The 26,712-nt window shown below is 67.9% G+C and carries 26 protein-coding genes; 15 read left to right on the forward strand and 11 right to left on the reverse strand.

Going from position 1 to position 26,712, the window contains the following annotated elements; translation table 11 throughout:
* Nucleotides 1–14: 14 nt before the first annotated feature.
* Nucleotides 15–1,367, reverse strand: a complete 1,353-nt coding sequence (gene benA, locus U1T56_RS15855; RefSeq protein WP_418160459.1) for a benzoate 1,2-dioxygenase large subunit — start codon at nucleotides 1,365–1,367, stop codon at nucleotides 15–17.
* A gap of 261 nt (nucleotides 1,368–1,628) precedes the next feature.
* Between benA and U1T56_RS15860 the strand changes: the two genes are divergently transcribed.
* Nucleotides 1,629–2,531: a LysR family transcriptional regulator gene (locus U1T56_RS15860; RefSeq protein ID WP_418160460.1), complete on the forward strand. Its 903-nt coding sequence runs from the start codon at nucleotides 1,629–1,631 to the stop codon at nucleotides 2,529–2,531.
* Between the two features lie 269 nt (nucleotides 2,532–2,800).
* Here the strand turns inward: U1T56_RS15860 and U1T56_RS15865 are convergent, their stop codons facing one another.
* A complete protein-coding gene (locus U1T56_RS15865) occupies nucleotides 2,801–3,490 on the reverse strand; it encodes a TetR/AcrR family transcriptional regulator (protein WP_418160461.1) in 690 nt (229 codons plus the stop codon).
* Between the two features lie 161 nt (nucleotides 3,491–3,651).
* On the opposite strand from U1T56_RS15865, the gene U1T56_RS15870 reads away from it, so the two are divergent.
* Nucleotides 3,652–4,566: a DMT family transporter gene (locus U1T56_RS15870; RefSeq protein ID WP_418160462.1), complete on the forward strand. Its 915-nt coding sequence runs from the start codon at nucleotides 3,652–3,654 to the stop codon at nucleotides 4,564–4,566.
* Between the two features lie 182 nt (nucleotides 4,567–4,748).
* Here the strand turns inward: U1T56_RS15870 and U1T56_RS15875 are convergent, their stop codons facing one another.
* The 8 genes from U1T56_RS15875 to U1T56_RS15910 all read right to left on the reverse strand — a co-directional run bounded on the left by U1T56_RS15875 (nucleotide 4,749) and on the right by U1T56_RS15910 (nucleotide 14,200).
* Nucleotides 4,749–5,582 carry a shikimate dehydrogenase family protein gene (locus tag U1T56_RS15875; protein ID WP_418160463.1) on the reverse strand — a complete coding sequence of 278 codons (834 nt, stop codon included), beginning with the start codon at nucleotides 5,580–5,582 and terminating at the stop codon, nucleotides 4,749–4,751.
* A 192-nt stretch (nucleotides 5,583–5,774) separates the two neighbouring features.
* Nucleotides 5,775–7,187, reverse strand: a complete 1,413-nt coding sequence (locus U1T56_RS15880; protein ID WP_418160464.1) for an MFS transporter — start codon at nucleotides 7,185–7,187, stop codon at nucleotides 5,775–5,777.
* A 625-nt stretch (nucleotides 7,188–7,812) separates the two neighbouring features.
* Nucleotides 7,813–9,750, reverse strand: coding sequence for a bifunctional sugar phosphate isomerase/epimerase/4-hydroxyphenylpyruvate dioxygenase family protein (locus tag U1T56_RS15885; protein ID WP_418160465.1), 1,938 nt, complete (start codon nucleotides 9,748–9,750; stop codon nucleotides 7,813–7,815).
* 57 nt (nucleotides 9,751–9,807) lie between these two features.
* Nucleotides 9,808–10,230, reverse strand: a complete 423-nt coding sequence (locus U1T56_RS15890) for a universal stress protein (protein WP_418160466.1) — start codon at nucleotides 10,228–10,230, stop codon at nucleotides 9,808–9,810.
* A gap of 69 nt (nucleotides 10,231–10,299) precedes the next feature.
* Nucleotides 10,300–11,322: a TRAP transporter substrate-binding protein gene (locus U1T56_RS15895; protein ID WP_418160467.1), complete on the reverse strand. Its 1,023-nt coding sequence runs from the start codon at nucleotides 11,320–11,322 to the stop codon at nucleotides 10,300–10,302.
* 46 nt (nucleotides 11,323–11,368) lie between these two features.
* Entirely contained in the window at nucleotides 11,369–12,649 is a 1,281-nt protein-coding gene (locus tag U1T56_RS15900) for a TRAP transporter large permease subunit (RefSeq protein WP_418160468.1), read from the reverse strand.
* Between the two features lie 12 nt (nucleotides 12,650–12,661).
* Nucleotides 12,662–13,228 (reverse strand): TRAP transporter small permease, encoded by a 567-nt coding sequence (locus U1T56_RS15905; protein WP_418160506.1) that lies wholly within the window; start codon nucleotides 13,226–13,228, stop codon nucleotides 12,662–12,664.
* Between the two features lie 294 nt (nucleotides 13,229–13,522).
* Nucleotides 13,523–14,200 carry a TetR/AcrR family transcriptional regulator gene (locus U1T56_RS15910; RefSeq protein ID WP_418160507.1) on the reverse strand — a complete coding sequence of 226 codons (678 nt, stop codon included), beginning with the start codon at nucleotides 14,198–14,200 and terminating at the stop codon, nucleotides 13,523–13,525.
* A 446-nt stretch (nucleotides 14,201–14,646) separates the two neighbouring features.
* On the opposite strand from U1T56_RS15910, the gene U1T56_RS15915 reads away from it, so the two are divergent.
* Both U1T56_RS15915 and U1T56_RS15920 read left to right on the forward strand, forming a co-directional pair.
* The gene (locus tag U1T56_RS15915; RefSeq protein WP_418160469.1) at nucleotides 14,647–15,825 is read left to right on the forward strand and encodes a 4-hydroxybenzoate 3-monooxygenase; all 1,179 of its coding nucleotides are present in this window, start codon (nucleotides 14,647–14,649) and stop codon (nucleotides 15,823–15,825) included.
* 112 nt (nucleotides 15,826–15,937) lie between these two features.
* On the forward strand, nucleotides 15,938–17,302 hold the full coding sequence (locus U1T56_RS15920; protein WP_418160470.1) for an MFS transporter: 1,365 nt from the start codon (nucleotides 15,938–15,940) through the stop codon (nucleotides 17,300–17,302).
* Nucleotides 17,303–17,311: 9 nt separating this feature from the next.
* On the opposite strand, the gene pcaQ is transcribed toward U1T56_RS15920, so the two are convergent.
* Entirely contained in the window at nucleotides 17,312–18,256 is a 945-nt protein-coding gene (pcaQ, locus tag U1T56_RS15925) for a pca operon transcription factor PcaQ (RefSeq protein ID WP_418160471.1), read from the reverse strand.
* Between the two features lie 165 nt (nucleotides 18,257–18,421).
* Between pcaQ and pcaD the strand changes: the two genes are divergently transcribed.
* The 11 genes from pcaD to U1T56_RS15980 all read left to right on the forward strand — a co-directional run bounded on the left by pcaD (nucleotide 18,422) and on the right by U1T56_RS15980 (nucleotide 26,647).
* Nucleotides 18,422–19,213 (forward strand): 3-oxoadipate enol-lactonase, encoded by a 792-nt coding sequence (gene pcaD, locus U1T56_RS15930; RefSeq protein WP_418160508.1) that lies wholly within the window; start codon nucleotides 18,422–18,424, stop codon nucleotides 19,211–19,213.
* Nucleotides 19,206–19,610 carry a 4-carboxymuconolactone decarboxylase gene (pcaC, locus tag U1T56_RS15935; protein ID WP_418160472.1) on the forward strand — a complete coding sequence of 135 codons (405 nt, stop codon included), beginning with the start codon at nucleotides 19,206–19,208 and terminating at the stop codon, nucleotides 19,608–19,610. The genes pcaD and pcaC overlap by 8 nt, the downstream gene beginning before the upstream one ends.
* Nucleotides 19,607–20,332 (forward strand): protocatechuate 3,4-dioxygenase subunit beta, encoded by a 726-nt coding sequence (gene pcaH / locus U1T56_RS15940; RefSeq protein WP_418160473.1) that lies wholly within the window; start codon nucleotides 19,607–19,609, stop codon nucleotides 20,330–20,332. The genes pcaC and pcaH overlap by 4 nt, the downstream gene beginning before the upstream one ends.
* 4 nt (nucleotides 20,333–20,336) lie before the next feature.
* Complete coding sequence (pcaG, locus tag U1T56_RS15945; protein ID WP_418160474.1) at nucleotides 20,337–20,945, forward strand: protocatechuate 3,4-dioxygenase subunit alpha; 609 nt, start codon at nucleotides 20,337–20,339, stop codon at nucleotides 20,943–20,945.
* A 13-nt stretch (nucleotides 20,946–20,958) separates the two neighbouring features.
* Entirely contained in the window at nucleotides 20,959–21,132 is a 174-nt protein-coding gene (locus tag U1T56_RS15950) for a CoA-transferase (RefSeq protein WP_418160475.1), read from the forward strand.
* Nucleotides 21,133–21,164: 32 nt separating this feature from the next.
* The gene (locus tag U1T56_RS15955) at nucleotides 21,165–21,998 is read left to right on the forward strand and encodes a 3-oxoadipate:acetyl-CoA acetyltransferase (protein WP_418160476.1); all 834 of its coding nucleotides are present in this window, start codon (nucleotides 21,165–21,167) and stop codon (nucleotides 21,996–21,998) included.
* Nucleotides 21,999–22,050: 52 nt separating this feature from the next.
* Nucleotides 22,051–23,412 (forward strand): 3-carboxy-cis,cis-muconate cycloisomerase, encoded by a 1,362-nt coding sequence (locus tag U1T56_RS15960; protein ID WP_418160477.1) that lies wholly within the window; start codon nucleotides 22,051–22,053, stop codon nucleotides 23,410–23,412.
* An 833-nt stretch (nucleotides 23,413–24,245) separates the two neighbouring features.
* Entirely contained in the window at nucleotides 24,246–24,977 is a 732-nt protein-coding gene (locus U1T56_RS15965) for a MotA/TolQ/ExbB proton channel family protein (protein ID WP_418160478.1), read from the forward strand.
* Between the two features lies 1 nt (nucleotide 24,978).
* Nucleotides 24,979–25,425: a biopolymer transporter ExbD gene (locus tag U1T56_RS15970; RefSeq protein WP_418160479.1), complete on the forward strand. Its 447-nt coding sequence runs from the start codon at nucleotides 24,979–24,981 to the stop codon at nucleotides 25,423–25,425.
* 6 nt (nucleotides 25,426–25,431) lie between these two features.
* The gene (locus U1T56_RS15975) at nucleotides 25,432–26,283 is read left to right on the forward strand and encodes an energy transducer TonB (protein ID WP_418160480.1); all 852 of its coding nucleotides are present in this window, start codon (nucleotides 25,432–25,434) and stop codon (nucleotides 26,281–26,283) included.
* Nucleotides 26,284–26,473: 190 nt separating this feature from the next.
* Nucleotides 26,474–26,647: a hemin uptake protein HemP gene (locus tag U1T56_RS15980; protein ID WP_418160481.1), complete on the forward strand. Its 174-nt coding sequence runs from the start codon at nucleotides 26,474–26,476 to the stop codon at nucleotides 26,645–26,647.
* Nucleotides 26,648–26,712: the final 65 nt, after the last annotated feature.

Genomic DNA, 26,712 nt, shown 5'->3' on the forward strand with positions numbered 1-26,712 from the left:
GTCTTTGCTCCCCCTCAGGCCGTCCTGCTCTTGCCTTCGGCGACCAGCGCCCGCCGCATGGTTTCGTGCCAGTGGCGGTGCTGGAGGACGAACAGGCCCTCGTCCTCGGTCTTGACCCCGCTCATGAGCGCGTTCAGACCGATCGCCTTCGCCGCCTCGTCGGGGCCGTGGATCCAGTGCTTGGCGCCACGGGACAGGTCGTTCCAGCGCGCTGCCCGCGCGTGGTAGGAGAACTGGCAGGCCCGGAATTCCTCGAGATCATCCGGGGTTGCCATGCCGGAAGCGTTGAAGAAATCCTCGTACTGGCGGATGCGGTGTGCGCGCGCCTCGGGCGATTCGCCCTTGGGCGCTATGCAGTAGATCGTCACCTCGGTCTTATCGACCGCGATCGGTCGGTAGTGGCGGATCTGCGAGCCGAACTGGTCCATCAGATAGACGTTGGGGTAGAGGCACAGGTTGCGTGAGCGCTGGACCATCCAGTCGGCCATCGCCTGGCCGTACCGTGCTGCCAGCTCCTCCCGCCGGTCCCAGTTCGGACGGTCCTCGGGATTGGCCCAGTTGGTCCAGAGCAGGAGATGGCCGTTCTCGAACGAGTAGAACCCGCCGCCCTGCTTGGCCCAGCCGCCCGCGCTCATGGCGCGGATGTCGTCGCCCTTTTCGGTCTCCTTGCGGCGGCCGGTGGTGGCGGCGTAGTTCCAGTGCACGGCGCTGACGTGGTAGCCGTCCGCACCGTTCTCGGTCTGGAGCTTCCAGTTGCCATCGTAACAGTAGGTCGACGAGCCGCGCAGCACCTCGAGGCCCTCGGGCGACTGGTCGACGATCATGTCGATGATCTTGGCGGCCCCGCCGAGATGCTCGCTCAGCGGCAGGACGTCGGAGTTGAGGCTGCCGAACAGGAAGCCACGGTAGGACTCGAAGCGTGGCACTCGGGTCAGGTCGTGCGAGCCTTCCTTGTTGAAGCAGTCGGGGTAACCGGCCCCGTCGGGATCCTTCACCTTGAGGAGCTTACCCGTGTTGCTGAAGGTCCAGCCGTGAAAGGGGCAGGTGTAGGTTGCCTTGTTGCCCTTCTTGTGACGGCACAGCATGGCGCCGCGATGGCTGCAGGCGTTGATGAAAGCGTTCAGCCCATCGTTCCGATCGCGCGCGATGACGATCGGCTGCCGCCCCATCCAGGTCGTGAAGTAGTCGTTCTTGTTCGGGATCTGGCTCTCGTGGGCGAGATAGATCCAGTTGCCCTCGAAGATATGCTTCATTTCGAGCTCGAACAGCTCGGGATCGGTGAAGATGTCCCGGGCGACACGGTAGACGCCGCGCTCGTCGTCCTCCTCGAAGGACGCTTCTATCCGTGATCCGATGTCGTCGAGCATGACTGCCCCCTGAAAAGGTCGTGCCGGTGCGAGCGCTTCCCGCCGCCTCGGGCGGGTCGGGAACTCGGGAGAGATGAAGGGGATCGGCCCCGCCGGGGCCTCAGAACGAAGGGCTCTGCCCGTTCGCTGTGCAGTAGCCCATTGTCGTTGCTCTTGGGTTGCCCTTTCAACCCCTAGCCTCCGAACGAGGCGCAATCTGGACTAGGTCGGCACCGCGGTCCAAGACTGTCTCGGTCGATTTTCATACCGGGAAGGTATCGGATGGATCTGCGCCAGCTGCGTTACTTCGTGACCGTGGCCGGCGAGCGGAATTTCACCCGGGCGGCAGAGAAGCTCCACATCGCGCAGCCGCCTTTGAGCCGGCAGATCCAGCAGCTCGAGGAGGAGCTGGGCGTACCGCTGTTTGAGCGCCGCAGCCGGCCTTTGCACCTCACCGAAGCCGGCAAGTTCCTCTACGACCATGCGCTCGATGTGCTCGAGCGGGTCGAGATGATCCGGACCATGATCCGGCGCCTCGACCCGCTCCAAGGCGGCCGGTTCAGCATCGGCTTCGCCGGCTCTACCCTCTATGGCGCCCTGCCCGACCTCATCCGTCGCTTCCGGGTGGCTTTCCCCGGCGTGGAGGTGGTGCTCTTCGAGCTCTCGACACTCCAGCAGATCGCAGCCTTGAAGGACGGCACCATCGACGTCGGCTTCGGACGCCTGCGCCGGCTCGAGGATCCGGCGATTCGCCGCGAGGTCCTGCGCGAGGAGCCGCTCGTGGTGGCGCTGCCGATGGGCCATGCGCTCCTCGACCGGCTCGCCACGCTCCGGCTCGAGGACCTGGCGCAAGAGCCGCTGATCCTCTACCCCAGGGAGCCGCGCCCATCCTATGCCGACCAGGTGCTCGGCATCTACCGAGGGCGTGGTGTCGAACCCGGTCCCTTGCACGAGGTGAGCGGGCTGCAGACGGCGCTGGGCCTGGTCGCGGCCGGGGTGGGCTTATGCCTCGTGCCGGCCTGCGTCGAGCAGCTCCGCCGCGACGACGTGCTCTACCGTCGCCTGGACGAGAAGACCGCGGTCTCGCCGATCATCATGAGCTACCGCAAGCAGGACCGCTCGCGCCACGTCACGGCAATGAAGGAGCTGATCCGCGAGATGTACCGGCAGAAGGGCCTGAGCTGAGGGGTTCGTGCCGCAAGCTCGGCCGATGCCTCGGGCTCGATCGAACGAATGGTCACCGGCTCCCGGCCGAGTTCGCGGCGAAAGCGGCGCTTTAGGCGAAGCGTCAGCGCGTACTGACGCTGGCAGCAGAGAGACAGGCACCGACACGGGTCATGGAGCTTCTCGCACCCTGGCGCGGTCGCGGGCAGGGGCAGCGTGCGTCAAGCTCTGTAAAAGACGGGCGGTCACGAGGCTGGCGGCGAGAATCATACGTCTTCGGGGGTAAAGGGTCACGAGCCGCAACTGCCGATGCCTTGGCCGGCATCGGGCTGCAGATAGCGCAGCACCGCCTCGACCGCCATCTGCCGCTGCGCGGCAGCATGCTCCGGCGCCGCCAGGTCACGGCCGAAGATGGCGCCCCAGGTGTGGCGGTTCGAGACCCGGTAGAAACACAACGAGCTGATCATCAGGTGCAGGTTCACCGGGTCCACCCCGGCGCGGAACACACCTTCCCGCTCGCCACGCACGAGGAGCGCCTGCAGGATCGCGATCACTGCGGCGTTGCGCTCGGCGATCGCGGCCGAGCCGGCGATGTGGCGCGCTTCGTGGATGTTCTCCACGCTGACCAGACGCACCCACTCCGGGTGAGCGGCGTGATAGTCGAACGTGACCTCGACCAGCCGGCGCATGGCTTCCCTAGGCGGCAACTCCTCCAGCCGCAACGCCTGCTCGACATCGCGTATTCCACCATAGGCGGCCTCCAGCACCGCGGTGTAGAGGCCCTCCTTGCTGCCGAAATGGTAGTAGATCGCGGGCTTCGTCGTGCGGGTCCTGGCCGCGATCTCGTCCACGCGTGCACCGCTCAGCCCCTTCTCGGCGAACTCGGCCGTGGCCGCGGCGATGATGTCGCCCCGCGTCCGCTCGACGTCGCGCGGGCGCCGTCGAGCCGCCGTCCTTGCCCGCGCTACCCTGTCCGACATGCACTGTTCCTTACCGTCTGGTAGGTATCTTACATGGCGAAGATAGGGCTGTCTCGGCAAGAGCGAGCCGTCGACACCTGCACGAAGCGCTGGATGTGCCGCCGGCACCGCCATGCTACCTCTCGGTGCCACCTGATGACCTGCCGGACGAGCGGCCCCTGATGACGAACCGGAAACCGCCGATGCCGCAGCAGCGCGAGCGCCTGATCGGCATCGCCCTGCTGATCGCCGCCGTCGCGTGCTTCGCTTGCCTGGACGCATCCGCGAAGTGGGTGAACCGGACGACCGACCCGATCCAGACCGCTGCGGTCCGTTATCTCGGCAGCTTCGTTCTGATCGGTGCCTGCTTCAATCCTTGGACCAGGCCCAAGATCCTGCGCTCGCGCAGCCCCGCGCTCCAGTGCGCCCGCGCCTCGTGCCTGGTGCTCGCCACGATCTGCGCCTTCTTCGCGCTGCGCTACCTGCGGCTCACCCAGGCGACCTCGATCACCTTCGCCTCGCCGCTGATCGTGGCGTTGATCGCCGGTCCGCTGCTCGGCGAGCGGATCGACGCCCGGCGGCTCGCGGCCGTCCTGGTCGGCTTTTTGGGCGTGCTCGTGATCACCCGCCCCGGCAGCGGCGGGTTTCACCCGGCCATGCTCCTGGCGGTGATCACGGCCTGCGCCAACGCGCTCTATGCCGTCACCACCCGCATCCTGGCGGCGCGCGATGCCAGCGAGACGACCCTGTTCTACACCGGGCTCGTCGGCTCCGTGGTCTTCCTGCCCAGCCTGCCCTTCGTCTGGACGACGCCGAGCTCAGCTCGGGTCTGGCTCGCGATGGTGGGTCTCGCCCTCTTCGGCGCGCTCGGGCACTGGCTGCTCATCCTGGCCCATGAACGCGCCCCGGCCTCGGTGCTGGCTCCCTTCTTCTATCTGCAGCTCCTGTGGGCGACGCTGCTGGGCCTCGTGGTGTTCGGCGAGCTGCCCGACCGCTGGACCCTCGCGGGTGGTGCGATCGTCATGGCCTCCGGTCTCTACCTGCTCCACCAGGAGCGCGCGAAGCGCAGGCTGCCGAACGCGGATGCGGCCATCTGAGGAGCCGCGGGAAAGCGAGGCTCGGAGCACTCTCCTGGCACCTGCCGAGCCTCGCTTTCCTCTTTCAGCTCGACCGGCACCAGAAGCACCGTGATGACGTTGTGCCGGATCGAGCCGGCGCTCGTCCGGCAGCGGCGTGCACCAGCCCGTCTTGCTGGTTCTCCCGGTCGGACGGATCGCGCTCAGTACCTGATCTTGGCCAAGGCGCGCAGCTCGTCGGCGGTGGTGGTGGGAAAGCCGAAGAACTCGAGATAGGCAGGGATCTGCTCGAACAGCATGTCGGTGCCGACCTGGATCGGGCAGCCCTTCGCCCGCGCCGCCGCGAGGAACGGCGTGATCTCCTGCTTCATCACCACCTCGCCCACGAACGTGCCGGAGTCGAGCCGCGCCACGTCGACCGGCAGCGGATCGCCTTCCCTCATGCCCAAGGGCGTGGCATTGACCACGATCTCGTAGCCCGCGGGATCCTTGGAGCCGGTCGTGACCTCGAGCTCGGGGTAGTGCGCGCGCAGCCGTTCGCCCAGCGCTGCCGCGGCATCGGGGTTGGCGTCGAACAGGCCGATCGAGGCCAGTCCTGCTCCGGCCAGCGAGGCGGCGATCGCCGAGCCGACTCCGCCGCTGCCGACCACGAGCGCCCTGGCCCCCGCGACCGACCGGCCCTTGCGCTCGATGCCGCGGACGAACCCGGCACCGTCGAACATGTCGCCCAGGAGCGAGCCGTCCGGGCGACGCAGGATCGCGTTGCAGGCACCGGCGATCTTGACGGTCGTGGTGACCTCGTCGAGCAGGGCCACGGTCGTTACCTTGTGCGGCATGGTCACTAGCGCACCGCGGATGTTGGTCAGCCGGAACAGCGCCCTGAGCACGTCCGGGTAGTCCTCGGCCTTGACGCCCATCGGCACCACGACCGCGTCGATCCCGGCCTTCTCGAAATAGGGATTGTAGATCATCGGCGCCTTGAACGTCTCGGTCGGATAACCGAGATGCGCGATCAGGGTCGTCGTGCCACGGATCATCCTCGCCTCCAGATATTTCGCTCGGTCGCTGCCGCTTGCCGATCCGCCGTCTCCCCATCAGGGCATCCAACGGTGCAAGATCGAGCCCATGGGCCGTGGCAGCGCCGGCGGAGCGCCGCCGGTGTCAGAACCCACGGGTCGTTCACGACCGAGCAGGTCCGCGTTGGACTGCAGCCTTCTCTCTTCATCCGTTCACGCCTGACGGTGCGCCGGCCTGGCCTGGGCAAGGCTCTGCGCCCGCATCGCATCATATTCCTTCTTGCCGACCGGAACGGCGTCGGGATGACCGAGGTCGTTCATGTGGACCCGGTAGGTCTCCCGAGCGCTCCAGGCCGCGGCCGCCGCGATGAGCGTCACCCCAAAGGTCAGCATCCCGATCGTGAGCGGGATGTTGGTCGAGCCGGGAGGTGCTACGGCCGCGAAGAGGGCCGGAAGCAGGGCCGTGATGGTCGTGCCGACGTTCTGAGCGATGGCCATCGCCGAGACCCGGGTCCGGGTCGAGAACAGCTCGGGGTAGAAGCTCGGGAAGACGGCATTGTAGCCCTGATAGACGATGCCCCACATCAGGAGCGAGACGACGATCGCCAGCGGCACGTTGTGGATGCTGATGGCGTAGAGATAGAAGAACGAGAGCAGCCCCGAGGCGAGCGCACCGACGATGATCGGAGGCCGACGACCGATCAGGTCCGACAGGTTGCCGACATAGGGAATGACGACCACGGCCACGATGTTCCCCAGGATAGGAATCCAGAGATAGACGTCCTTGTGAAAGCCGATCCCGTATGCCGCCTGGACCGCATAGGCTGCGCCGAAGATCGAGGTCACCACCGGGATGACGTTCATCAGGGCCATGCAGACGACCCGCAGCATGTCCTGCCAGCTGCTTCTGAAGGCCTCGACGATCGGCGCCTTCGGCACCTCGCCGTGCTCGCTCTCCTCGGCGAAGGCCGGGGTCTCCGCGACCTCGCGGCGGATGATGTAGCCCGCGACGATGACGACGAAGCTGAGCAGGAAGGGGATCCGCCAGCCCCAACTGTTGAACGCCTGCTCGGGCATGTAGTGCGCGAGTGGCAGGAAGACCGCGGCGGCCAGGATCTGCCCGGCCTGCACGCCCTGAAGCGTGAAGCTGGCGTAGAAGCCGCGCCGGCCGAACGGGGCATGCTCGAGGATCATCGAGCTGGCGCCGGAAATCTCTCCAGCGACCGCGAAGCCTTGGATGAGACGCAGGATCACGAGCAGCACCGGGGCAAGAATGCCGACCTGCTGGTAGGTGGGCAGGAGCCCGACGGCCATCGTCGAGAAGCCCATGAGGAACATGCACAAGATCAGCACCGTCTTGCGGCCGTGGGTGTCGCCCCAGTGGCCGAGGACGAAAGCACCGATGGGCCGGGCGACGTAGCCGACCCCGTAGGTCGCCAGAGATGCGACGATGGCGACGGTAGGATCGCTCGAAGGAAAGAAGATCTGGGGGAAGATCAGGGACGCCGCCGTGGCATAGATGAAGAAGTCGTAGTACTCCAGCGCCGAGCCGATCCAGCCGCTGGCAGCCGCCTTCTTCGTCTGATGTACGCCGTGGGGCTCATGCTCCATGAGCAGGGTCGCCATTCGTGCCTCCTCTGGCCTTGATGGGTCGAGTCCACGTGCCGGTGTTTCCGGCTCATCCTGCCCGATCACGGCGCTGCCACCATCCGTGACAATGCAGGAAAAGTTGCTTCTGTGCCGGCCGGCTCCGAGCAGAATGCGAAGTCGCTGCTTCCGTTACGGTCTGCCGGACGACAACTTCGATCCCGAGGCGCCAAGATCAAACGTGTGATCGTCGTCACATTGGCAGATGGAAGAAAACATTCGAGGATAAAGCCGGCGCCGCGGTCGAGCGGCAGACGAAGATCACGGCACCGATGAAGCCGGTGAACGGCCGCTCTGGTAGCGGATGACCGGGGCACCTCACCCGGCCCAATGTCCGTTGAACCAAGGCAGCGACCGACCGGAGGAGGGAGATCAGCACCGTGTCTCGCCTGTGGCGAGCAGGTGCATGCATCGGCCTCCCCCGCAGACTGTTACTGCTTGCCGCATAAGCTACCTACTAGTAGGTATATGTCAAGAGGTCTGTTCGGTGCGAATGGCCGGCGACGGCTTCCCTGCCCCTTTCGAGGGGTCCGCTCCTGGTCTGGCACCACGAGCGGCACCCCGAACCGGTCTATCGCGAGCCGCCGTCCCCGTCGCTATCGGCTCAGGTCAGCGCTGCCAGCGTGCGGAACCGCGAGCCCGCCTGCATCTGTGCCTGCGCCGCCAGCCGGACCGGCGCGTTGGCGGCCCCGAAGCCGTCATAGCCGTGCCGCCGCTCGACCAGCTCGAACGCGAACCGGTCCTCGAACGGCTCGGTATAGAGCTGGAAGAACTCGCCGCCGCCGGCGTCGCGATCGTAGAGGATGTTCGCGGCCGCGAGCCGGTCGACGAATTCCTGCTCCAGGCCGAACTTGGCGGCGAGATCGTCGTAATAGTTGGCCGGAATCCGCAAGACGGCCGCACCCCGGCGCTTGAGTTCGGCCGCGGCCGCGAAGATGTCCGCGGTCGCGAGCGCTATGTGCTGCACACCGGCACCGCTGTAGGCCGAGACCGAGCGTGCGGTCGCCGTGTTCCGGCTCTGCGAGATGTTGAGCGGAAAGCGGACCGAGCCGTCGGGGCTGCGCACCGCCCGGCTGCGCACGAGCCCGTAAGGGTCGGGCAGGTCGAACACGCTCTCGGCCTCGAACCCGAGCACCGCCTTGAAGAACAGCACCCAGCTATCGAACTGCCCATCGGGCACCGCCAAGGAAATGTGGTCGATCCGGGAAAGCCCGGCCGGGTTCGCGCCGCCACCAGAGGCCAGCGCGAACTCGCGCTCGTAGAGCACGGGTGCTATCTGGCTGCGATCGACGAGATAGACCAGGCTGCCATCGGGTGCCCGCACCGCCGGGATCAGGAACTCGTTCGGCCCGATCCGGCCTTCGTAGGGCTGGCAGCGATAGAGCCGCGCCCGGTTCAGGACCTGGCTCGCGTTCTCGACCTCGAGGCCCACCGCACAGGCCGAGGGGCCGTGCACGAGGAAGTAGGCCTGCGCGAAGGATTCGCCCTCGGCGTTGAGCGCCAGGTTCACCCCGCCCTGACGAAAGAGCGTCACGTTCTTCGAACGGTGCCGGCCAGCCGCGGCGAAGCCCAAGCGCTCGAGCCAGGCCGCGAGCCGGGCCATCGCCGCCTCGTCCACGGCGAACTCGACGAAGCCGAAGCTCATGGACGGGCTCGGCGGCGGTGCCGCGAACAGATCGACCGGTGGCGTCGAGAACGCCACCTTGTCCGATGCAGGGGGCGCCAGGCGCTCGCGCGTCCGCTCCTCGAGGTAGAGGAGCGAGCGCATGGCGTCGACCGCGGTCTGTCGTGCCGGGGCGGCGCGGAAATCGTCGTTGAACACCTCGAGCGAGAGCGGGCCGCCATAGCCGGCCGCGAGGACGGGGGCGAGGAAGCCCGCGACGTCGAACTCGCCCTGGCCGGGAAAACAGCGGAAATGGCGACTCCAGGACAGCACGTCCATCTCGAGCCTGGGCGCGTCGGCGATCTGGACGAAGACGATGCGATCGCCCGGCACCATGGTCGCGATCTCGCGCGTGTCGTCGCCGAGTGCGAGCGTGTGGAAGCTGTCCAGGATCAGGCCCAGATTCGGCTGCGCCACCGTATCGACGATGCGCCACGCGTGCTTCCAGGTACGCACGTGCCGGCCCCAGGCGAGCGCCTCGTAGCCGATCTTGATGCCGCGGCGCGCAGCGCGCTCTGCCAGGCGCGCCAGATCCTCGATCGCGACCGCATCGTCCTGGATGGTATCCGGCGCCACGTTGCTGCACAGGAGCAGCGTGCGCACGCCCAGCTCCTCCATCAGGTCGAACTTGTGCTCGGCCCGATCGAGGTTGCGCTGCAGCCGGTCGCGCGGCACCGCCTCGAAGTCGCGGAACGGCTGGAACAGCATGATCTCGAGGCCGAGATCGGCCGCGAGCTGCCGTACGTCCTCGGGCGAGCCGCCGAAATAGAGGAGATCGGCCTCGAAGATCTCGACCCCGTCGAAGCGGGCACTGGCCGCGGCCTCGAGCTTCTCGGGCAGCGTGCCGCTCAAGGAGACGGTGGCGATGGCGTGGAGCATGGACGTGGTCCCGGAGATGGGGGCGATCAGGCCGGCGACGGCTCTCCTAGCCTTCGGTCAGTGACAGACCAGAACCGGTATCTTGCAATGGGTGAGAACGTGCACGGTTTCGCTGCCGAGCGACAGGCCTCTGATGCCGCGCCGCCCGTGCGAGGCCATACAGATCAGATCACAGCCTTTAGCGGTCGCCGTCCGGATGACCGCCGCGTAGGGTGCTTCGGCCTGGACATAGAAGCATTCATGCGGCACCTGCTGTCGCCTCGCCTCTTCGGCGATCACCTGCACGAAGCTCTCGGCCGCCGCGACCGGCTCGATCCCTCTGCTCGCAGCCTTGCCGATACCGGCGGCCACCGGTGATTCCACCACCACGCTGAGGCCGGTCACCCGCGCCTCCAGCGCCTTGGCGAGCTGGACCCCGGTCCGGATGGCCTTTCGCGACAGCGCCGAGCCATCGGTCGGCAGCAGGATGTGCTTGTACATGTCGCCTACCTCGGATGATGCGCGACGACGGCGACCGCCAACAGCCGCCGTCCTCGCTCCGGCGCCGGTTCAGTTCTGCGCGCGCAGCTTCTTGAGCTCGGCCTGGACCTCCTGCACGAGGGGCTCGCCGATGGTCTGGTTGTGCTTCGCGATCACAGGTGCGAGCGTCTCCCTGATCTTCTCGAACTCGGCCTCGGGCAGGGTGTCGATCTGCATCCCATGGGCCTTCAGGTTCTCGACCGCCTTGGCCGCGGCCTCGCGGCTCACCTTGCGCTGGTAGTCGCGCGCTTCCACGGCCGCGTCCTGCAAGAGCTTCTGCTCGTCGGCGTTGAGCTTGTCCCAGAACTTCTTGCTCACCAGCACGATCTGCGGGTTGTAGACGTGCCGCGTCTCGGTCGCGTACTTCTGCACCTCGTAGAACTTCGAGGTCTCGATCAGCGTGAACGGGTTCTCCTGGCCGTCCACGGTCCCGGTCTCGAGGGCCGTGTAGAGCTCGGGGAACGGCAGCGGCACGGCGTTCGCACCCAGCGCGTTGAAGGTGTCGATGAAGATCGGCGACTGCAGCGTGCGGATCTTGAGGCCGGCGATGTCGGCGGCCTTGGTGACCGGATGGCGGTTGTTGGTGAGATTACGGAAGCCCAGCTCCCAGTAGGCCAGGCCCACGAGCCCCTTCTCGGGCAGCATCCCGGCCAGGCGCTGGCCGATCGGGCCGTCCATGATGGCGTCGGCCTCCTCGGGCTTGGCGAACAGGAACGGCAGGTCGACGACCGCGAACTCCTTGACGTTGCCCGAGAGCAGGCCTGCGTTCATCACCGACATTTCGATGGTGCCGCCCTGCAGCGCCGAGATGGTCTGCACATCGCCGCCGAGCGTGCCGCCCGGGAACAGCTTCACGCTGATCTTGCCGCCGCTCTTCTGCTCGACCAGCTCGGCGAACTTCTCCATCCCCATGACCTGGGGATGGCCCTTCTGGTTCTGGGCCGCGAATTTGATCCGGTGCGAGCCGATCTCGGCCGCCTCGCCGGCGCCGGCGAGGAGCAGCATGGCGGGCAGGGCGAGGCTGAGAAGGGCTTTCTGCAGACGGTTGGGCATGAATTCACTCCCTGATGGACGATGGTGAGCCGAGAGCCGCGCCCGCTCATCCGGCGAGCCAGGCGGCGGGTGCCGTAACCAGCGAGGGGAACAGGACGAGGAGGAGAAGCACCGCAAGCTCGGCCAGAAGGAACGGCCACACGCCCTTCATGATCTCGTCCATGCTGAGCTTGGCCGAGCCGCACACCACGTTCAGCACGGTGCCTACGGGCGGTGTTATCAGGCCGATCGCGTTGTTGATGATGAACAGGACGCCGAAATAGATCGGATCGATGCCGGCCTCCTTGACCACCGGCACCAGCACCGGGGTGAGGATCAGGATGGTGGGCGTCATGTCCATGGCCGTGCCGACCGCCACCACCAGCAGCATGATCATCAGCATGAGGAGCTTCGGGCTGTCCATGAACGGGGCCAGGAGTTCCGTGACCTGCCCCGGCAGGTCGGCCACCGTGATCAGCCAGGCCGAGACCAGGGCGGCCGCCACCAGGAACATCACCACGCTCGTCACCTTGGCAGCGCTCACCAGCACGGCATAGAGCTGAGCCAGGCCGAGCTCGCGATAGATGCAGGTGGCGACGAACAGCGAGTAGACGGCGGCCACCACCGCGGCCTCGGTCGGCGTGAAGATGCCGAGCTTGAGCCCGACGATGATGATCACCGGCAGGAACAGCGCCCAGAGGCTCTCGAAGAAGGCACGGCGCCGCTGCTCGCCGCTCTGGCGCGGCGGGAGCGAGGCCCCCTCCTTCCGCGCGATCCACCACCAGGTCGCGCACAAGGCCAGCCCGATCAGGATACCCGGCGCGATGCCGGCCAGGAACAGCTTGGTGATCGAGAGATTGCCGGCGACGCCGAAGATGATGAAGCCGATCGAGGGCGGGATGATCGGACCGATGATCGCGCCCGAGGCGATCAGCCCGCCCGAGCGCGCCGGATCGTGCCCGGCCTTGATCATCATCGGCACGAGCAGTGCCGAGAGGGCGGCCGCGTCGGCCACGGCCGAGCCCGAGAGACTCGCCAGCACGCAGGCCGCGAAGATGGCGACGAAGCCGAGCCCGCCGCGAATGTGCCCGACGAGGGCCAGGGCGAGATTGACGATCCGCCGGGACAGCCCGCCCTCGTTCATGATCTCGCCGGCGAGCATGAAGAACGGCACCGCCATCAAGGGAAAGCTGTCGGCACCATTGATGATGTTCTGCGCGACGATCTGGGCGTCGAACAGGTCCTGCTGATACATCAGGGCGACGCCGCACAGGATGAGCGCGAACGCGATCGGCATGCCGATGGCCATCGCACCCAAGAGCGAACCCAAGAAGACGACGATGGTCATGGGCGCGGCTCCTCAGCGCCCGGGAGGCGGGCTGGCGCTGGTGGCGGCGGGATGAAGCTCCTCCAGGAGCTCCTCCTCCTCGGATTCGCGCACCATGACGAGCTCGGACTCCTTCAGGCGCCCGGCGAGCACACGATAGAGGTCGTAGAGCAGGATCAGGCCGGCGGAGAGGCTGAACACCACGCCCGGCGCGTAGAACAGGCCCATGGAGAAGCCGGTCGCGGGCGAGGCGACGTCGAGATTGATCAGGGTCTGCTGCCAGCTGCCGGCGAGGAACAGCCAGGTGGCATAGAGCATGAGAAGATGGCCGAGCACCAGGCAGAGCTTCCTGCCGCCGGCGGGCAGGCGCTTGACCAGCACGTCGACGCCGAGATGGCCATGCTCGCGCATGGCGACGATCGCACCCAGGAAGGTGAGCCAGACGAAGAGCAGCCGCGAGAGCTCCTCGGACGTGGTGATGCCGGTGTTGAAGGCGTAGCGCAGCAGCACGTTGCCGAACACCAACACCACCATCACCGCCAGAAACACGGCGATGAGGAGCTTCAGGAGCTGGCAATAGCCGTCGACGATTCTCGCCACCATCGCATGCCTCCCTGATCGAGGCCACGGCCTGCGAGCGGGCCATGGGCTTATCGTTCGCTTCGAGGATAACACGCCCTGCCACCGTCCGGGGCGGCAGGGCTCGGCGGCCATTCCCGATCCCATCACCGAAGGCCGCGAGCATCGAGGATACGCCGGAGCCTCTCGTCGGATCGTGTTCCGCGGCGTGCCTGCAGTCTTGTACTAACTGGTTCGTTCAGTCAAGAGCGTTCTCATGCTCCGGCGGCTTTGGGTGTCGTCCGGGCTCGGGCCGGAAATGCTTTCTTTGCCCACTCAGTCTCCTTTGAGCAGACGGATGATCGCGTCGCCGATCATCCGCTTGTGCCGCGCACGCAGCTCCGGTGCGCTCAGATCCCGGCCGAAGATGGCGCCGAAGGTGTGACGGTTCGAAACCCGGAAAAAGCAGAACGCGCTGATCAGCATGTGAAGATCGATCGGGTCGATCTCGACGCGGAACACGCCCTGCTCCCGCCCGCGCTGCAGAATGGCCCGGATGGTCTCGATGACCGAGACGTTGAGGCTGCGGATCGAGGCGGAACGTGCGACGTGCTCGGCATTGTGGATGTTCTCGATGCTGACCAGCCGGATGAAGTCCGGATTGGCGTCCTGGTAGTCGAAGGTGAACTCGACCAGCCGGCGGATCGCTGCCTCGGGTGCCATGTCCTCGAGATGCAGGCTGCTCTCGATCGCCCGGATGTCGCGGTAGGCCTTTTCGAGGACGGCGAGGTAGAGCCCCTCCTTGCTGCCGAAATAGTAGTAAATCATCCGCTTGCTGGTCTTGGTGCGGAGCGCGATCTCGTCCACACGGGCACCGCTCAGCCCATGGGCGGCGAACTCCTCGGTCGCGACGGCGAGGATGTCGCTCTTCGTCCGCTCCGGATCGTTCTTGCGCGAACGGGTCTCGGGTCGTGCCTTCTTCTGCTCGTCGAGTAGGGTCACGTCGCTGTCCATCGGTTGTGGCGAGAGCACATGCCGAACCACGCCTCCGTCCCGCCCCGTTTGCCGGGGCCGGCTTCCTTCTAGCCCGGAAGCAGCCTCGGATCGAGCTGTATAACCATCTGGTTCGTTCATTCTCTGGCAGCCATACGGGATCATCTCGCGATGACGAGCCCGCCAGGATCAGCCGACGCTTCTCGATAACCGGATGGTTATCGTAAAAATTCACAATCTCATTTCCGCCGATGCAGTAGAAAGGTCATCCTGACCGCGTCGTCTCGACCAGCCATACGACCCGCAGCAGAAGGGTCGCTTGCCGCAGATCAGGGGAAGGCGTTCGTGCGTGCATGGCCCGAGGGCAGCATTGCCCGCATCGGTCCTTTCGAGATCGTGTCTCGTCTGCCTTCCCGGGCGGGCTTTTCCTGCGTCACCCTCGAAGCCTAGGAAGGAGTGAACCGGCCATGCGCACGCAGGTTGGAATCGTCGGCGCCGGTCCGGCGGGGCTGCTGCTCTCGCACATGCTGCATCTGCGCGGGATCGAATCGGTCATCCTCGAGAGCCGCTCGCGCGCGGCGATCGAGGCCACCATCCGCGCCGGCGTGCTCGAGCAGGGCACGGTCGATCTCATGACCGAGATCGGCGCCGGAGAGCGGATGAAGCGCGAGGGCTTCGTCCACCACGGCTTCGAGATCCGCTTCCAGAACCGCAGCCATCGCATCAACCTCCACGACCTCGCCAACGGCCGGACCATCACCGTCTATGCTCAGCACGAGGTCTTGAAGGACCTGATCGAGCTCCGGCTCGCCACCGGGGGCCAGATCCTGTTCGAGGCCAGGGCCGAGGGCCTGGAGGACGTCACCTCGGACCGGCCCAGGATCCGCTTCACCACCAAGGAGGGCGCGGCCGAGGAGCTGATCTGCGACTTCGTCGCCGGCTGCGACGGCTCCTATGGCGTTTGTCGCAAGGCGATCCCGGAAGGCACGGTGCGTCAGGACTATTTCCGCACCTACCCCGCCGGCTGGTTCGGCATCCTCGCCAAGGCACCGCCTTCCTCGCACGAGCTGATCTACACCCACCACGAGCGCGGCTTCGCGCTGATCAGCACGCGCTCGCCCAACGTGCAGCGCATGTACTTCCAGTGCGATCCGAACGACAAGGTCGCGAACTGGTCGGACGATCGGATCTGGGCCGAGCTGCACGCGCGGGTCTCGGGCGACGGCTTCAGGCTCAAGGAGGGCGAGATCTTCCAGAAGAACATCGTGCCTCTGCGCAGCTTCGTGGCCGAGCCGATGCAGCATGGGCGCCTGTTCCTGGCCGGCGATGCCGCCCATTCGGTGCCGCCGACCGGGGCCAAGGGCCTCAACCTCGCCGCTGCGGACGCGCATGTGCTCGCCCGCGCGATCGGGGCCTACTACAGCGCCAACGCCACCGACCTGCTCGAGGCCTACACGGCGACAGCACTAAGGCGGGTGTGGCGCGGGCAATGGTTCTCCTGGTACATGACCCAGCTTCTGCACCGCTTTCCGGATGCGGGCGCGTTCGACCTCAAGCGGCAGCTCGCCGAGCTCGAGCTGGTCACCAGCTCGCGCGCCGCCGCCACCATGATCGCGGAGAACTACGTGGGTCTGCCGCTCTCCTGAGCTCGAGCATCTGATCCGCACGAGCCCTGCCGAGCCGAGGTCGGCGCGGCTCGAGCGCGGGATAGAGATCCGACCTTCTTCATCAGCGCCGGATGCCCAACGGAACAACATCATGCCAGCAGACTGCAGCATCGACGTCCAAACTTTTCTGAACGAGCACCCGTTCTCGCGTTTCCAGTGGCTGATCTTCACGCTCTGCTTCTGCATCGTTCTTCTGGACGGGTTCGATACGGCCGCCATCGGCTACATTGCTCCTTCCCTGATCGCCGAATGGGGCGTGGAGCGGGCGGCACTGGCGCCGGTGCTGAGCGCCGCGCTGTTCGGCTTGGCAGGGGGCGCCCTGTCCGCGGGCCCCCTGGCCGACCGTTTCGGCCGCAAGGCGGTGCTGGTCGGCTCCGTGCTGGTGTTCGCCCTGGCCTGCCTCGCTTCCGCGTTCGCCGGCAGCCTGAGCCAGCTCGTGGTCTGGCGCTTCGTCACCGGGCTCGGGCTCGGTGCGGCCATGCCCAATGCCGTCACCCTGACGAGCGAGTACTGTCCGGACGGACGGCGCGCCATGCTGACCAACGCCATGTTCTGCGGCTTTCCGCTGGGTGCGGCGTTCGGCGGCTTTCTCGCTGCCTGGATGATACCGCTGTGGGGCTGGCGCAGCGTTCTCGTGCTCGGCGGGACGGCGCCTTTGGCGCTGACGCTGCTCCTGCTCCTGCTGCTGCCGGAATCGGTGCGCTACATGGTGGCCAAAAGGCAGCCGGTGGAACGCGTTCGCGCCGTGCTGCGCCGCGTCTCGGCAACCGTCGTCGATGCCACCTCGTTCGTCATGCACGAGCATGCGCCGACGGCCGACATCAAGAGTGGCCTCGGCCTGGTACTCTCGCGCTCCTATCTGGTCGGGTCGGTGATGTTGTGGATCACCTATTTCATGGGCCTGGTGATCTTCTATGCGCTGATCAACTGGATGCCGATCCTGTTCCGTGACGTCGGGCTGGCGCCGAGCACCGCTGCGCTCATCTCCGCCCTGTTTCCGCTCGGCGGCGTGGGGGCGATCCTCTCCGGCTGGCTGATGGATCGCTTCAATGCCAACGTGATCATCGCGATCGGCTTCGTGCTGACCGCCGCCGCCGTCTACGCGATCGGGCAGGTGGCCGGCAGTCTCGGCCTGCTGATGTTCCTGGTGTTCGCGGCCGGCACCATCATGAACACGTCGCAGTCGTCGCTACCCGCGCTGGCCGCAGCGTTCTACCCGACGGAAGGGCGGGCCACGGGCGTGGCCTGGATGCTGGGTCTCGGCCGCTTCGGCGGCATCGCCGGCTCGTTCCTCGTGGCCGAGCTCGCACGGCGGCAGCTGGGCTTCAGCGAGATCTTCGCGATCGTCGCCGTACCGGGGCTGATCGCCGCAGCAGCGCTCGTGCTCAAGCAGCTCGCCCATCCCGAGGGCGGAGCGACGCCCGCGCTCGCCGGCAGCAGGGCGCTTGGCCACTGACGTCGGCATTCACGGATGCGCGGCTCGGCTCGGGTTGGTTCGGATCGCCTTGGCGGCCTCGCGGATCGCCTGCATGAGGAGCGTTGCCGCCGGCGAAGGTCGCTCGTCGGCGCGGATCGTCATCCCGACCGGGCCCGTCGTGTCCGACATGTCCACCGGCAGCTCGACGAGCTGGCCGGCGGCGAGATCGAGCGCCACGACACCGTGGGAGATGAACCAGACCGCATCGCTCTGCTTGAGGAAAGTCCGGCCGAAGTCGCCCGACACGGTCTCGATCCGCCGCTCGAGCGCGCCGATGCCGTTGACCAGCAGCAATCGGTCGACCATCGGGCGGATGATGTCCTCCTTGGTCGGCATGAGCACCACGTGCTCGCGAATGGCCTTGAGATCGAGCTCCGGACGCGCGAGGAGCGGATGGCCGGGACGCACCACCAGCGCCAGCCGCTCCGAATAGAGCTGCTCGAAGGCGAGCCCGGTCATCTGCTCGGTATCGGCCAACCGGCCGACCACGAGGTCGAGATCGCGGCTCTTCAGCCGGTCCAGAAGGAACCGGTTGGGGCCGGTCAGGAGGCTGACCGTGGCCCCGAGCCTGGCCGCGGCAAAGGCCCGCACGGCCGCAGGCATCAGGCGGGCCGCCACCGTCGGCAAAGCACCTGCGCGGACCATCGTGTCGCCGCGCATCCGGCCCTGCGCCACGCTGTCGACCGCCTGCTGCAGCGCCACGACGCTGGTGGCGGCGAAGTGCCGGAACAGCTCGCCCGGGCCGGTGAGCACGAGGCCACGCCGGCTGCGCTCGAACAGCCGCACCGCGAGGATGTCCTCGAGCTCGCGCAGGGTCTTCGACACCGCCGGCTGGGTGATCGCGAGCCGGTCGGCGGCCCGCCCGACATGGCCCAAACGCGCGACCTCGAGAAAGCACTGCAGATGCCGGATCTTGATGCGCGGATCGATCAAGCTCCCTCTCCTGATGCCCGATACTCATTACCTCATGGTTATCGATATGGTCTATAATATCACTTCCCATAACGGAAACGCTGAGCGATCTTTCTGCTCGCGGCTCCATGAACGAGACAGTCCGCGTGCAAAGGATCGGCGGCTGCGGATCGGGAGGTGAGCACCATGTTCATGCGCTCGGGCGACATCGTCGTCCATCATGCGCTCTCCGGAGACGGCCGGGGACGGCCGCTCGTTCTCGTCAACTCGCTCGGCACCGACCTGCGCGTGTGGGATGCACTGCTGCCCGCTCTCGAGCGCTCGTTCCGGGTGATCCGCTACGACAAGCGCGGCCACGGCCTCACCGACCTCTCGCCCGGCCCCTACACCATCCCTCAGCTCGCGAGCGACCTCGAGCGGCTGCTCGATGCGCTGGACGTCCGCGGCGCGATCGTGGTCGGGCTCTCGATTGGTGGCATGATCGCGCAGCAGCTCGCTGTCGGACGGCCGGATCTCGTGGCGGGCCTCGTGCTCATGGACACGAGCCACAAGATCGGCACCGCCGAGACCTGGCAGCAGCGGATCGACGCCGTCAGAACCGGTGGCATAGCGAGCATCGCCGATGCGATTCTCGAGCGCTGGTTCGCACGTGCCTTCCGCGAACGGCACCCGGACGAGCTCGCCGGCTGGCGCAACATGCTGATCCGCACGCCGGTCGAAGGTTATCTCGGCTGCTGCGCGGCCATCCGCGACGCCGATCTCGGCCTCTCGACCGCCGCGCTCCGCCTGCCGGCGCTGTGCCTCGTCGGCGAGGAGGACGGCGCCACGCCGCCGGCTCTGGTCCTGGAGCTCGCACGGCTCATCCCCGACGCCGCCTACGTGACGGTGCCCGAGGCGGGGCATCTGCCCTGCGTCGAGCAGCCGGATCGCGTGGCGCAGGTGATCCGGACCTTCCTGGAGGAGAAAGGCTTTGCCTGACGAGCGATATGCAACCGGCATGTCGGTCCGGCGCAGCGTCCTGGGCGACGCGCATGTCGACCTTGCCGAGGCCAGGAAAACCGCCTTCGATGCCGATTTCCAGCGCTTCATCGTCGAGGGGGCCTGGGGCTCGGTCTGGTCCCGGCCCGGCCTCGACAAGCGCACCCGCTCGATGCTGGTGATCGGCCTCATGGCGGCGCTGGGCCACGAGGAGGAGCTCGCCATGCACATCCGCGCCACCCGCAACACCGGTGCTACCGAGGAGGACGTCAAGGAGGTGCTCCTGATGGTCGCCGTCTATGCCGGCGTGCCGGCCGCCAACACCGCCATCCGCATCGCCAAGGAGGTCTATGCCGACCTGCCGCCGGCGCCGAGCCCACAGGGAGAGCAGCGATGAACTTCGACGGCGAGTACCGCCCGCGCAACCGCGCGATCCATCCCCCGGCTTATTTTCCCGACTACAAGACGAGCGTCACGCGTTCGCCGCGGCGGCCGCTGATCGCCCTGCAGCAGTCCCTGTCCGAGATCACCGGGCCGGTGTTCGGGCACGAGATGCTGCACCCGCTCGACAACGACCTGCTCGCGAACGGCCGTGTCGACCAGGATCCGATCGGCGAGCGGATCATCGTCCACGGCCGCGTGCTCGACGAGAACGCGCGGCCGGTGCCCGGCGCTCTGATCGAGATCTGGCAGGCCAATGCCGGCGGCCGCTATCGCCATGTCAACGACGACTACGTGGCGGCGCTCGATCCCAACTTCATCGGCTGCGGCCGCACGCTCAGCGACGAGGAGGGCTGGTACCGGTTCCGCACGATCAAGCCCGGCCCCTATCCCTGGCGCAACCGGCTCAACGACTGGCGGCCGGCGCACATCCATTTCTCGATCTTCGGCCACGGCTTCGTCACCCGGCTCGTCACCCAGCTCTACTTCGAGGGCGACCCCTTGCTGCGGCACTGCCCGATCTACAAGTCGATCCCGGATCCGGGCGCGCGCGAGCGGCTCGTCGCCCGGCTCGATCTCGACGAGACCATTCCCTTGGACACGATCGCCTATCGTTTCGACATCGTGCTGCGTGGGCGGCGGCAGACGCCGTTCGAGAACAGGATCGAGGGGGCCTGAGCCCATGCTGATCGAGACCGCTTCCCAGACCGCCGGTCCTTATCTCCACATCGGGATGATGCCGCGCGCGGCCGGCATCGATATCCGCGAGGGCGAGCGCTGGCACGTCCTGGCCGCGGAGGGTGCTGCCGGCGAGCGCATCCGGCTCGAAGGTCATGTCCACGACGGCACCGGTGCGCTCGTGCGCGACGCCATGATCGAGATCTGGCAGGCCAACGCGCACGGCAAGTATCATCATCCCGCCGACCGCCAGGACAAGCCGGTCGATCCTGCGTTCCGCGGCTTCGGCCGGGCGGTGAGCGACTTCGCGACGGGCCTTTGGTGGTTCGAGACGGTGAAGCCGGGGCCGGTGCCCGGCCGGCACGGCACCCTGATGGCGCCCCACATCAACGTGGCCGTGTTCGCCCGCGGCATCAACATCCATCTCAACACCCGGATCTACTTCGCGGACGAGGCCGATGCCAACGCCAAGGACCCGGTCCTGCGGCTGATCGAGCAGGAGGAGCGGCGCAAGACGCTCCTGGCCCGGCGCGAGGAGCGCCAAGGCCAGGTGGTGTACCGGTTCGACATCCGTCTTCAGGGCGAGGACGAGACCGTGTTCTTCGACGTCTAAGCGGGAGCGTTCCATGCGGGAGGTATACGAGGATGCGCAGGCCGCGCTCTCGGGCCTCTTGCGCGACGGGAGGACGATCGTGACCGGCGGCTTCGGCCTGCGCGGCATCCCCGAGCGGGGGGTGAGCATCGAGGAGGCCCGGGCCAGGACCGCCGCCCCGGTCGAGGACGCCCGCCAGACCACCTGACCCAGCCCTTTGCCCACGAAGGAGACAGCCCCATGGCCGAGCCCTGCATCATCACGGTGGCGATCACCGGCTCCTTGCCACGCAAGAAGGACAACCCGGCGGTGCCGATCACGGTCACCGAGCAGATCGAATCGACCCAGGCGGCGTTCGAAGCCGGGGCGACGCTGGCGCACCTGCACGTGCGCAACGACGACGAGACCCCGAGCTCCGATCCCGAGCGCTTCGCCCGCCTGCTCGAGGGCCTGCGCAAGCACTGCCCCGGCATGATCCTGCAGGTCTCGACCGGCGGCCGCTCGGGTGCCGGCCAGGAACGCGGCGGCATGCTGCACCTTCGCCCCGACATGGCCTCGCTCGCGACCGGCTCGTGCAACTTCCCGACCCGGGTCTACGAGAACCCGCCCGAGCTCGTGGACTGGCTGGCAGCCGAGATGCGGCGCTTTGGGGTCAAGCCCGAGATCGAGGCATTCGACCTCTCGATGATCTTCCAGGCGGTCGAGATGCAAAAGGCCGGGAAGATCGAAGGCCCCTTGCACGTGCAGTTCGTGATGGGGGTGAAGAACGCGATGCCGGTGGACCGCGAGGTGTTCGAATTCTACGTGCGGACCTTGAAGCGCCTTGCGCCGGATGCGACCTGGACGGGAGCGGGGATCGGCCGTGACCAGCTCACGCTGCACCGCTGGTCGCTGGAGCTGGGCGGGCACTGCCGGACGGGTCTGGAGGACAATGTCCGACTCGACCGTGACACGCTCGCCCCCTCGAACGCGGCGCTGGTCAGGCGGGTGGTCGAGCTTTGCCCGGAATACGGCCGCCGGCCCGCCACCGTTGCCGAGGCGCGCGCGCTGTTGCGCTTGCCGCCCGCCGCCTGAGGCCGGCCGTGACGGTCCTTTGCTCGACCCGAGACGAGGAGGTCCGAGCCACGTGACGTCTTCCGCCCCGTCCAGCCTGCTGGATCCCCTGTTCGGCACCACCGAAGTCGCCGCGTTTCTGGACGACCGAGCACGCCTGCAGGGCATGCTCGACTTCGAGGCGGCGCTCGCCCGGGCCGAGGCTGCGGTCGGGGTGATCCCCGCTGCTGCTGCTGAGCCGATCGCGGCCAGATGCCGGGCCGAGCTGTTCGACCTCGCTGCCCTCGGGGAAGCGGCCGCGCTCGCCGGCAATCCCGCGATCCCGATGGTCAAGCGGCTCACGGCGCTGGTCGCCGAGACGGACGAGACGGCCGCCCGCTACGTGCATTGGGGAGCCACGAGCCAGGACGCGATGGATACCGGCCTCGTGCTGCAGCTCCGCGCCTGTCTCGTCCTGCTCGAGGCCGATCTCGACCGCCTCGAGGTGGCGCTCGCGGATCTCGCCCGCCGCCACCGCGACACGCTGATGGTGGGCCGCACCTGGCTGCAGCAGGCGCTGCCGCTCACCTTCGGCCTCAAGGCCGCGGGCTGGCTCGACGCCGTACTGCGCCACCACGAGCGCCTGCGCGCGCTGCGCCCGCGGCTCCTCGTGCTGCAGTTCGGCGGGGCGGTCGGCACGCTGGCATCCTTGGGCGGACGCGGGCTCGAGGTGACGCGCGCGCTGGCGCAGCAGCTCGACCTCGCCGTACCCGACCTGCCCTGGCACGCCCATCGCGACCGCCTCGCCGAGCTCGCGGCCTGGCTCGGGCTGCTCGCCGGCAGCCTGGGGAAGATGGCGCGTGATCTCGCGCTCTTGATGCAGACCGAGGTCGCCGAGGCGTTCGAGCCGGCGGCGCCGGGCAAGGGCGGCTCGTCGACGATGCCGCACAAGCGCAATCCGGTGGGTGCCGCCGTCGTGCTGTCGGCAGCGATCCGGGCGCCGGGCTTGGTGGCGACGCTGCTGGCTGCGATGCCGCAGGAGCACGAGCGGGGCCTGGGCGGCTGGCATGCCGAGTGGCAGACGTTGCCCGAGCTGGCGCTGCTCGCGGCGGGAGCTCTGCGCCGCATGGTGGAGATCGTGGAAGGGCTCGAGGTCGATCCCGTGGCGATGCGGGCCGGGCTGGAGACGACCCGGGGCCTGATCATGGCCGAGGCGGTGCAGATGGCGCTGGGGGCGAAGCTCGGACGGCAGCAGGCACACGCGCTGCTGGAGCGGGCGACGAAGCGGGCGGTGGCCGAAGGGCGGGATCTGGGCGAGGTGCTGCGCGCGATGCCTGAGATCGTGGCGGAGCTGAGCGCGCCCGAGCTCGACCGGCTGCTCGATCCCGCCACCTATACCGGCGAGGCCGGCACCTTCGTCGACCGAGCGCTCGCCGCGCGGGAGCGAGGAGCCTGAGAGCGGGCACGAGGCCGGCACTCTCGGCTCTACCGTGGAGCTGCAGCCGATAGGCAGGTCGCGTTCTGTAGCCACGACCGCTTGCTCCGCTCAGCCCGACGGCCGCAGGTCGCTGGATCCAGCGGCCCCTGCCTGCTTCGACAAGCCACGGCCGCCGTGGCCAGGCTGCCATGATGGCGCACCGGGCCTGCCGCGGGCTCATCCGGTTGCGATCGCGCCCCCGCGCGTCTGCTCCAGGTGACGCCGGGATCGTCGTTCTCGTGATCCATCGCGCTCAGCTCCTGCTGCCAGCGCGACTTGGTCCGGGCGATCAGCTCCCGCCGTGCCTGCCGGTCCTTGCCATATCCCGTCGAGGATCGATCGGGCCTCGAGACCCGATGGGCTTCACTCCGCCGCAGCTGGTGCGGGCTGCTCCCGATCGTCGACCATCTCGAGGTCCACAAGGAAGGCGCAGGCCTGGGTGGCCGAGCCTCGGGAGAAGACCGCGCTGCTCGTCCTGCCGGCCTGCTACGCCCCGGAGCACAACCCGGACGAGCTCCCGCCCGGCGCACCGAGGCGGGGCTGGAGCGCCGCCCGCGCGGCTGCCTGCGCCGGCTGCGCAGGCACCAGCCCGAGCGGGTGCGCGCCTTCCAGGCGCCGATCACCCGCTATGCCGCTCGATCCCTCCGTTGAGCCGCCGGATCAGCCGCGTAATCGCGGTACTGCATCGTGAACGAGGTCACGCTTTCTTTGAAGTTATTACAACATCAATCTGGAGTGCTTCGTCTTTGTCACCGCGGATGCCTGTGCTATCGGCGACGCGCGGTGCAGTCGCCCCCGATTCGATGGGCAGCATGGAGGAGAAGGCCTTGGATGCCCCCGCCTCTGGTCTGCAGGAGCCGTCGGCCGTAGCGGCGGCCCTGCCCGATCTCTCGCCCGTGGCCCTCTTCATGGCCGCTGACCCCGTGGTCAAGGCCATCATGGCGCTGCTCGTCCTGGCGTCGGTGGCGTGCTGGGCCATCCTCCTCGATCGGCTCGTGCGCATCGTGGCGCTGCGGCGCCAGGCGGCACGGCTCGAGCGGCATCTTGCCCGCGGCGGCACCTTGAGCGACACGACGGCCTTGGGGCCGCTCGGCCGCGGGGTCCTCGAGGCCGCGCTCGCCGAATGGCACGATCGCGACCTCGGCGAGAGCCGGGCGGAGCGGCGCGGCCGCATCGAGCGGGCCATGCGCGAGGCGGCGGCCGGACACCTGCGCCGTGCCGAACCCGGCCTGCCGTTCCTCGCCACGGTCGGCTCGGCTGCCCCTTTCGTCGGCCTTCTCGGCACGGTCTGGGGCATCATGCGCAGCTTCGCGAGCATCGCCGCCAGCAACGACACCAGCCTCGCGACGGTGGCGCCCGGCATCGCCGAGGCCTTGTTCGCGACCGCGATCGGCCTCGTCGCCGCCATCCCGGCCGTGATGGGCTACAACAAGCTCGTGACCGAGCTCGGCCGGCTCGGCCAGCGGCTCGACGCGACGATCGGCCGGCTCGGCGCCTCGCTCGCGCGCGAGCCCAGGGCCGCGGCGCTGCAGGCGGCCGAATAGCATGGCGCTTTCCCCGATCGGCAACGAGGCCCCGGGCGGCTACCGGCCGCTCGCCGAGATCAACGTGACGCCGCTCGTCGACGTCATGCTGGTTCTGCTCGTCGTGTTCATGGCGACCACGCCGCTGATGACGGCGGAGGTACCGGTGCAGCTCCCCCGGATCGGCGCCAAGGCGGCGAGCCCGCCGCGCGATCCGCTCGTCCTCAGCATCGACCGCACCGGCCGGGTCTACCTGGACGACGAGCCGGTCGAGCCTGCGGCCCTGGGCGACCGCCTGCGGGCGCTCGCCGCCACCGATCCCTCGGCCACGCTCCATGTGCGCGGCGACCGGACGATCGCTTACGGCGAGGTGATGCGCATCATGGGCCTGGCATCGGGCGCAGGCTTCGCCAAGGTGATCCTGCTGGCCGAAGCGGGCGAGGCACCTGTCGCCACCACGGCGCGCTGACCCGTCATGCCGCCCACCGTTGCCCGCTCCTGGGCCGTCGCCACGGCTGCGCTGCTCCACCTCGCGCCGTTCGTCTGGCTGTGGTCGATGACCGACCCGCCCCGGCCCGGCGCGATCGCGACCGGCAGGGGTGGCATCGAGGTGGCGCTGGCACCGGCCGGCAGCGCTGCCGCCGCTACGGCGCCGTCGGAAGCGCCAAAGGCCGAGACGACGCGGGCCGTCCTGCCTGCCGCCGCCGTCCCGGCGCAGCCAGCACCGGTCGAGCCGCCCCCCTCGGCAGAGCAGACGTCGACCACCACGGCGCCCGCTGCGGCGAGCACGGCCGCGCCGGCGCTGCCCAAGCCACGGCCTCCGGTGGCGCAGGCCCGGCGTCAGCCCGCGCCGGGCGCGGCGGCGAGGACGGTGGCGCAGCCGGGACCGAAGCCGCAAGCCACGGCGGCGCCCGGCACCGCTCCGAGTCCAGCCGATGCGGACAGAGCCGCGCCCGAGGCAGCAGAAGGCCGTTCCGGCGGCGAACCCACCCCAGCACCCGGCCAAGCCGGTGCTGCGCCCGGCGGCAGCGAGCCGGGCACCATGCAGAATTATCTGACCCGGCTTGCCGCCTGGCTGGAGCGTCACAAGGAGTACCCGTCTGTATCCCGTCTGCGCCGCGAGGAAGGCACCGTCCTGCTCCGTTTCGCGATCGGCCGCGACGGTCGGCTTCTGAGCTGGAAGATCGAGCGCAGCTCGGGCCACGAGCCGCTCGACCGCGAGGTCGCCACCATGGTCCGCCGCGCCGCCCCTTTTCCCGCCATGCCGGCCGATCTGCCGCAGGACCGGCTCGAGCTGACCGTCCCGGTCCAGTTCCGCCTGGGCTGACCGAGCGGACGGCCCCGCCGCGGCACATGGTCGGCTCTCCGGCCTTCCGAGCTCTCTTCTTGGAATTATTCAAATTTTCTATGCGAATAGAACAAAACTTGAATAATTCGAGATTATGGCTGGACTGTTGACATATATTCATTTCAACGGTTATTCGGGCGCCGCCATGAAACCCGACCGATCGAACGCAATGCCCCGACAGGCCGACGAGCCCCAGGCGCCGAGCACCGGGCAGGACGATGCGCGGCAGCCGGTCAGCAGCAGGGAGCTGCTGGGTGGCCGTCGGGAGCTCCAGATCGTCCACAACGGCAGCATCTACCGGCTGCGCGTGACGGGCAACGGCAAGCTCATTCTCACGAAATAGAACCTCCGCCGCGCGCGGAGGACCCCAGCCAGCCAGCAGCCATCCCCCGGCCGCGAGCCAGCCAC

Origin of the sequence: Benzoatithermus flavus (genome assembly GCF_037908215.1) — a bacterium.
Taxonomy (GTDB): Bacteria; Pseudomonadota; Alphaproteobacteria; order Geminicoccales; family Geminicoccaceae; genus Benzoatithermus; species Benzoatithermus flavus.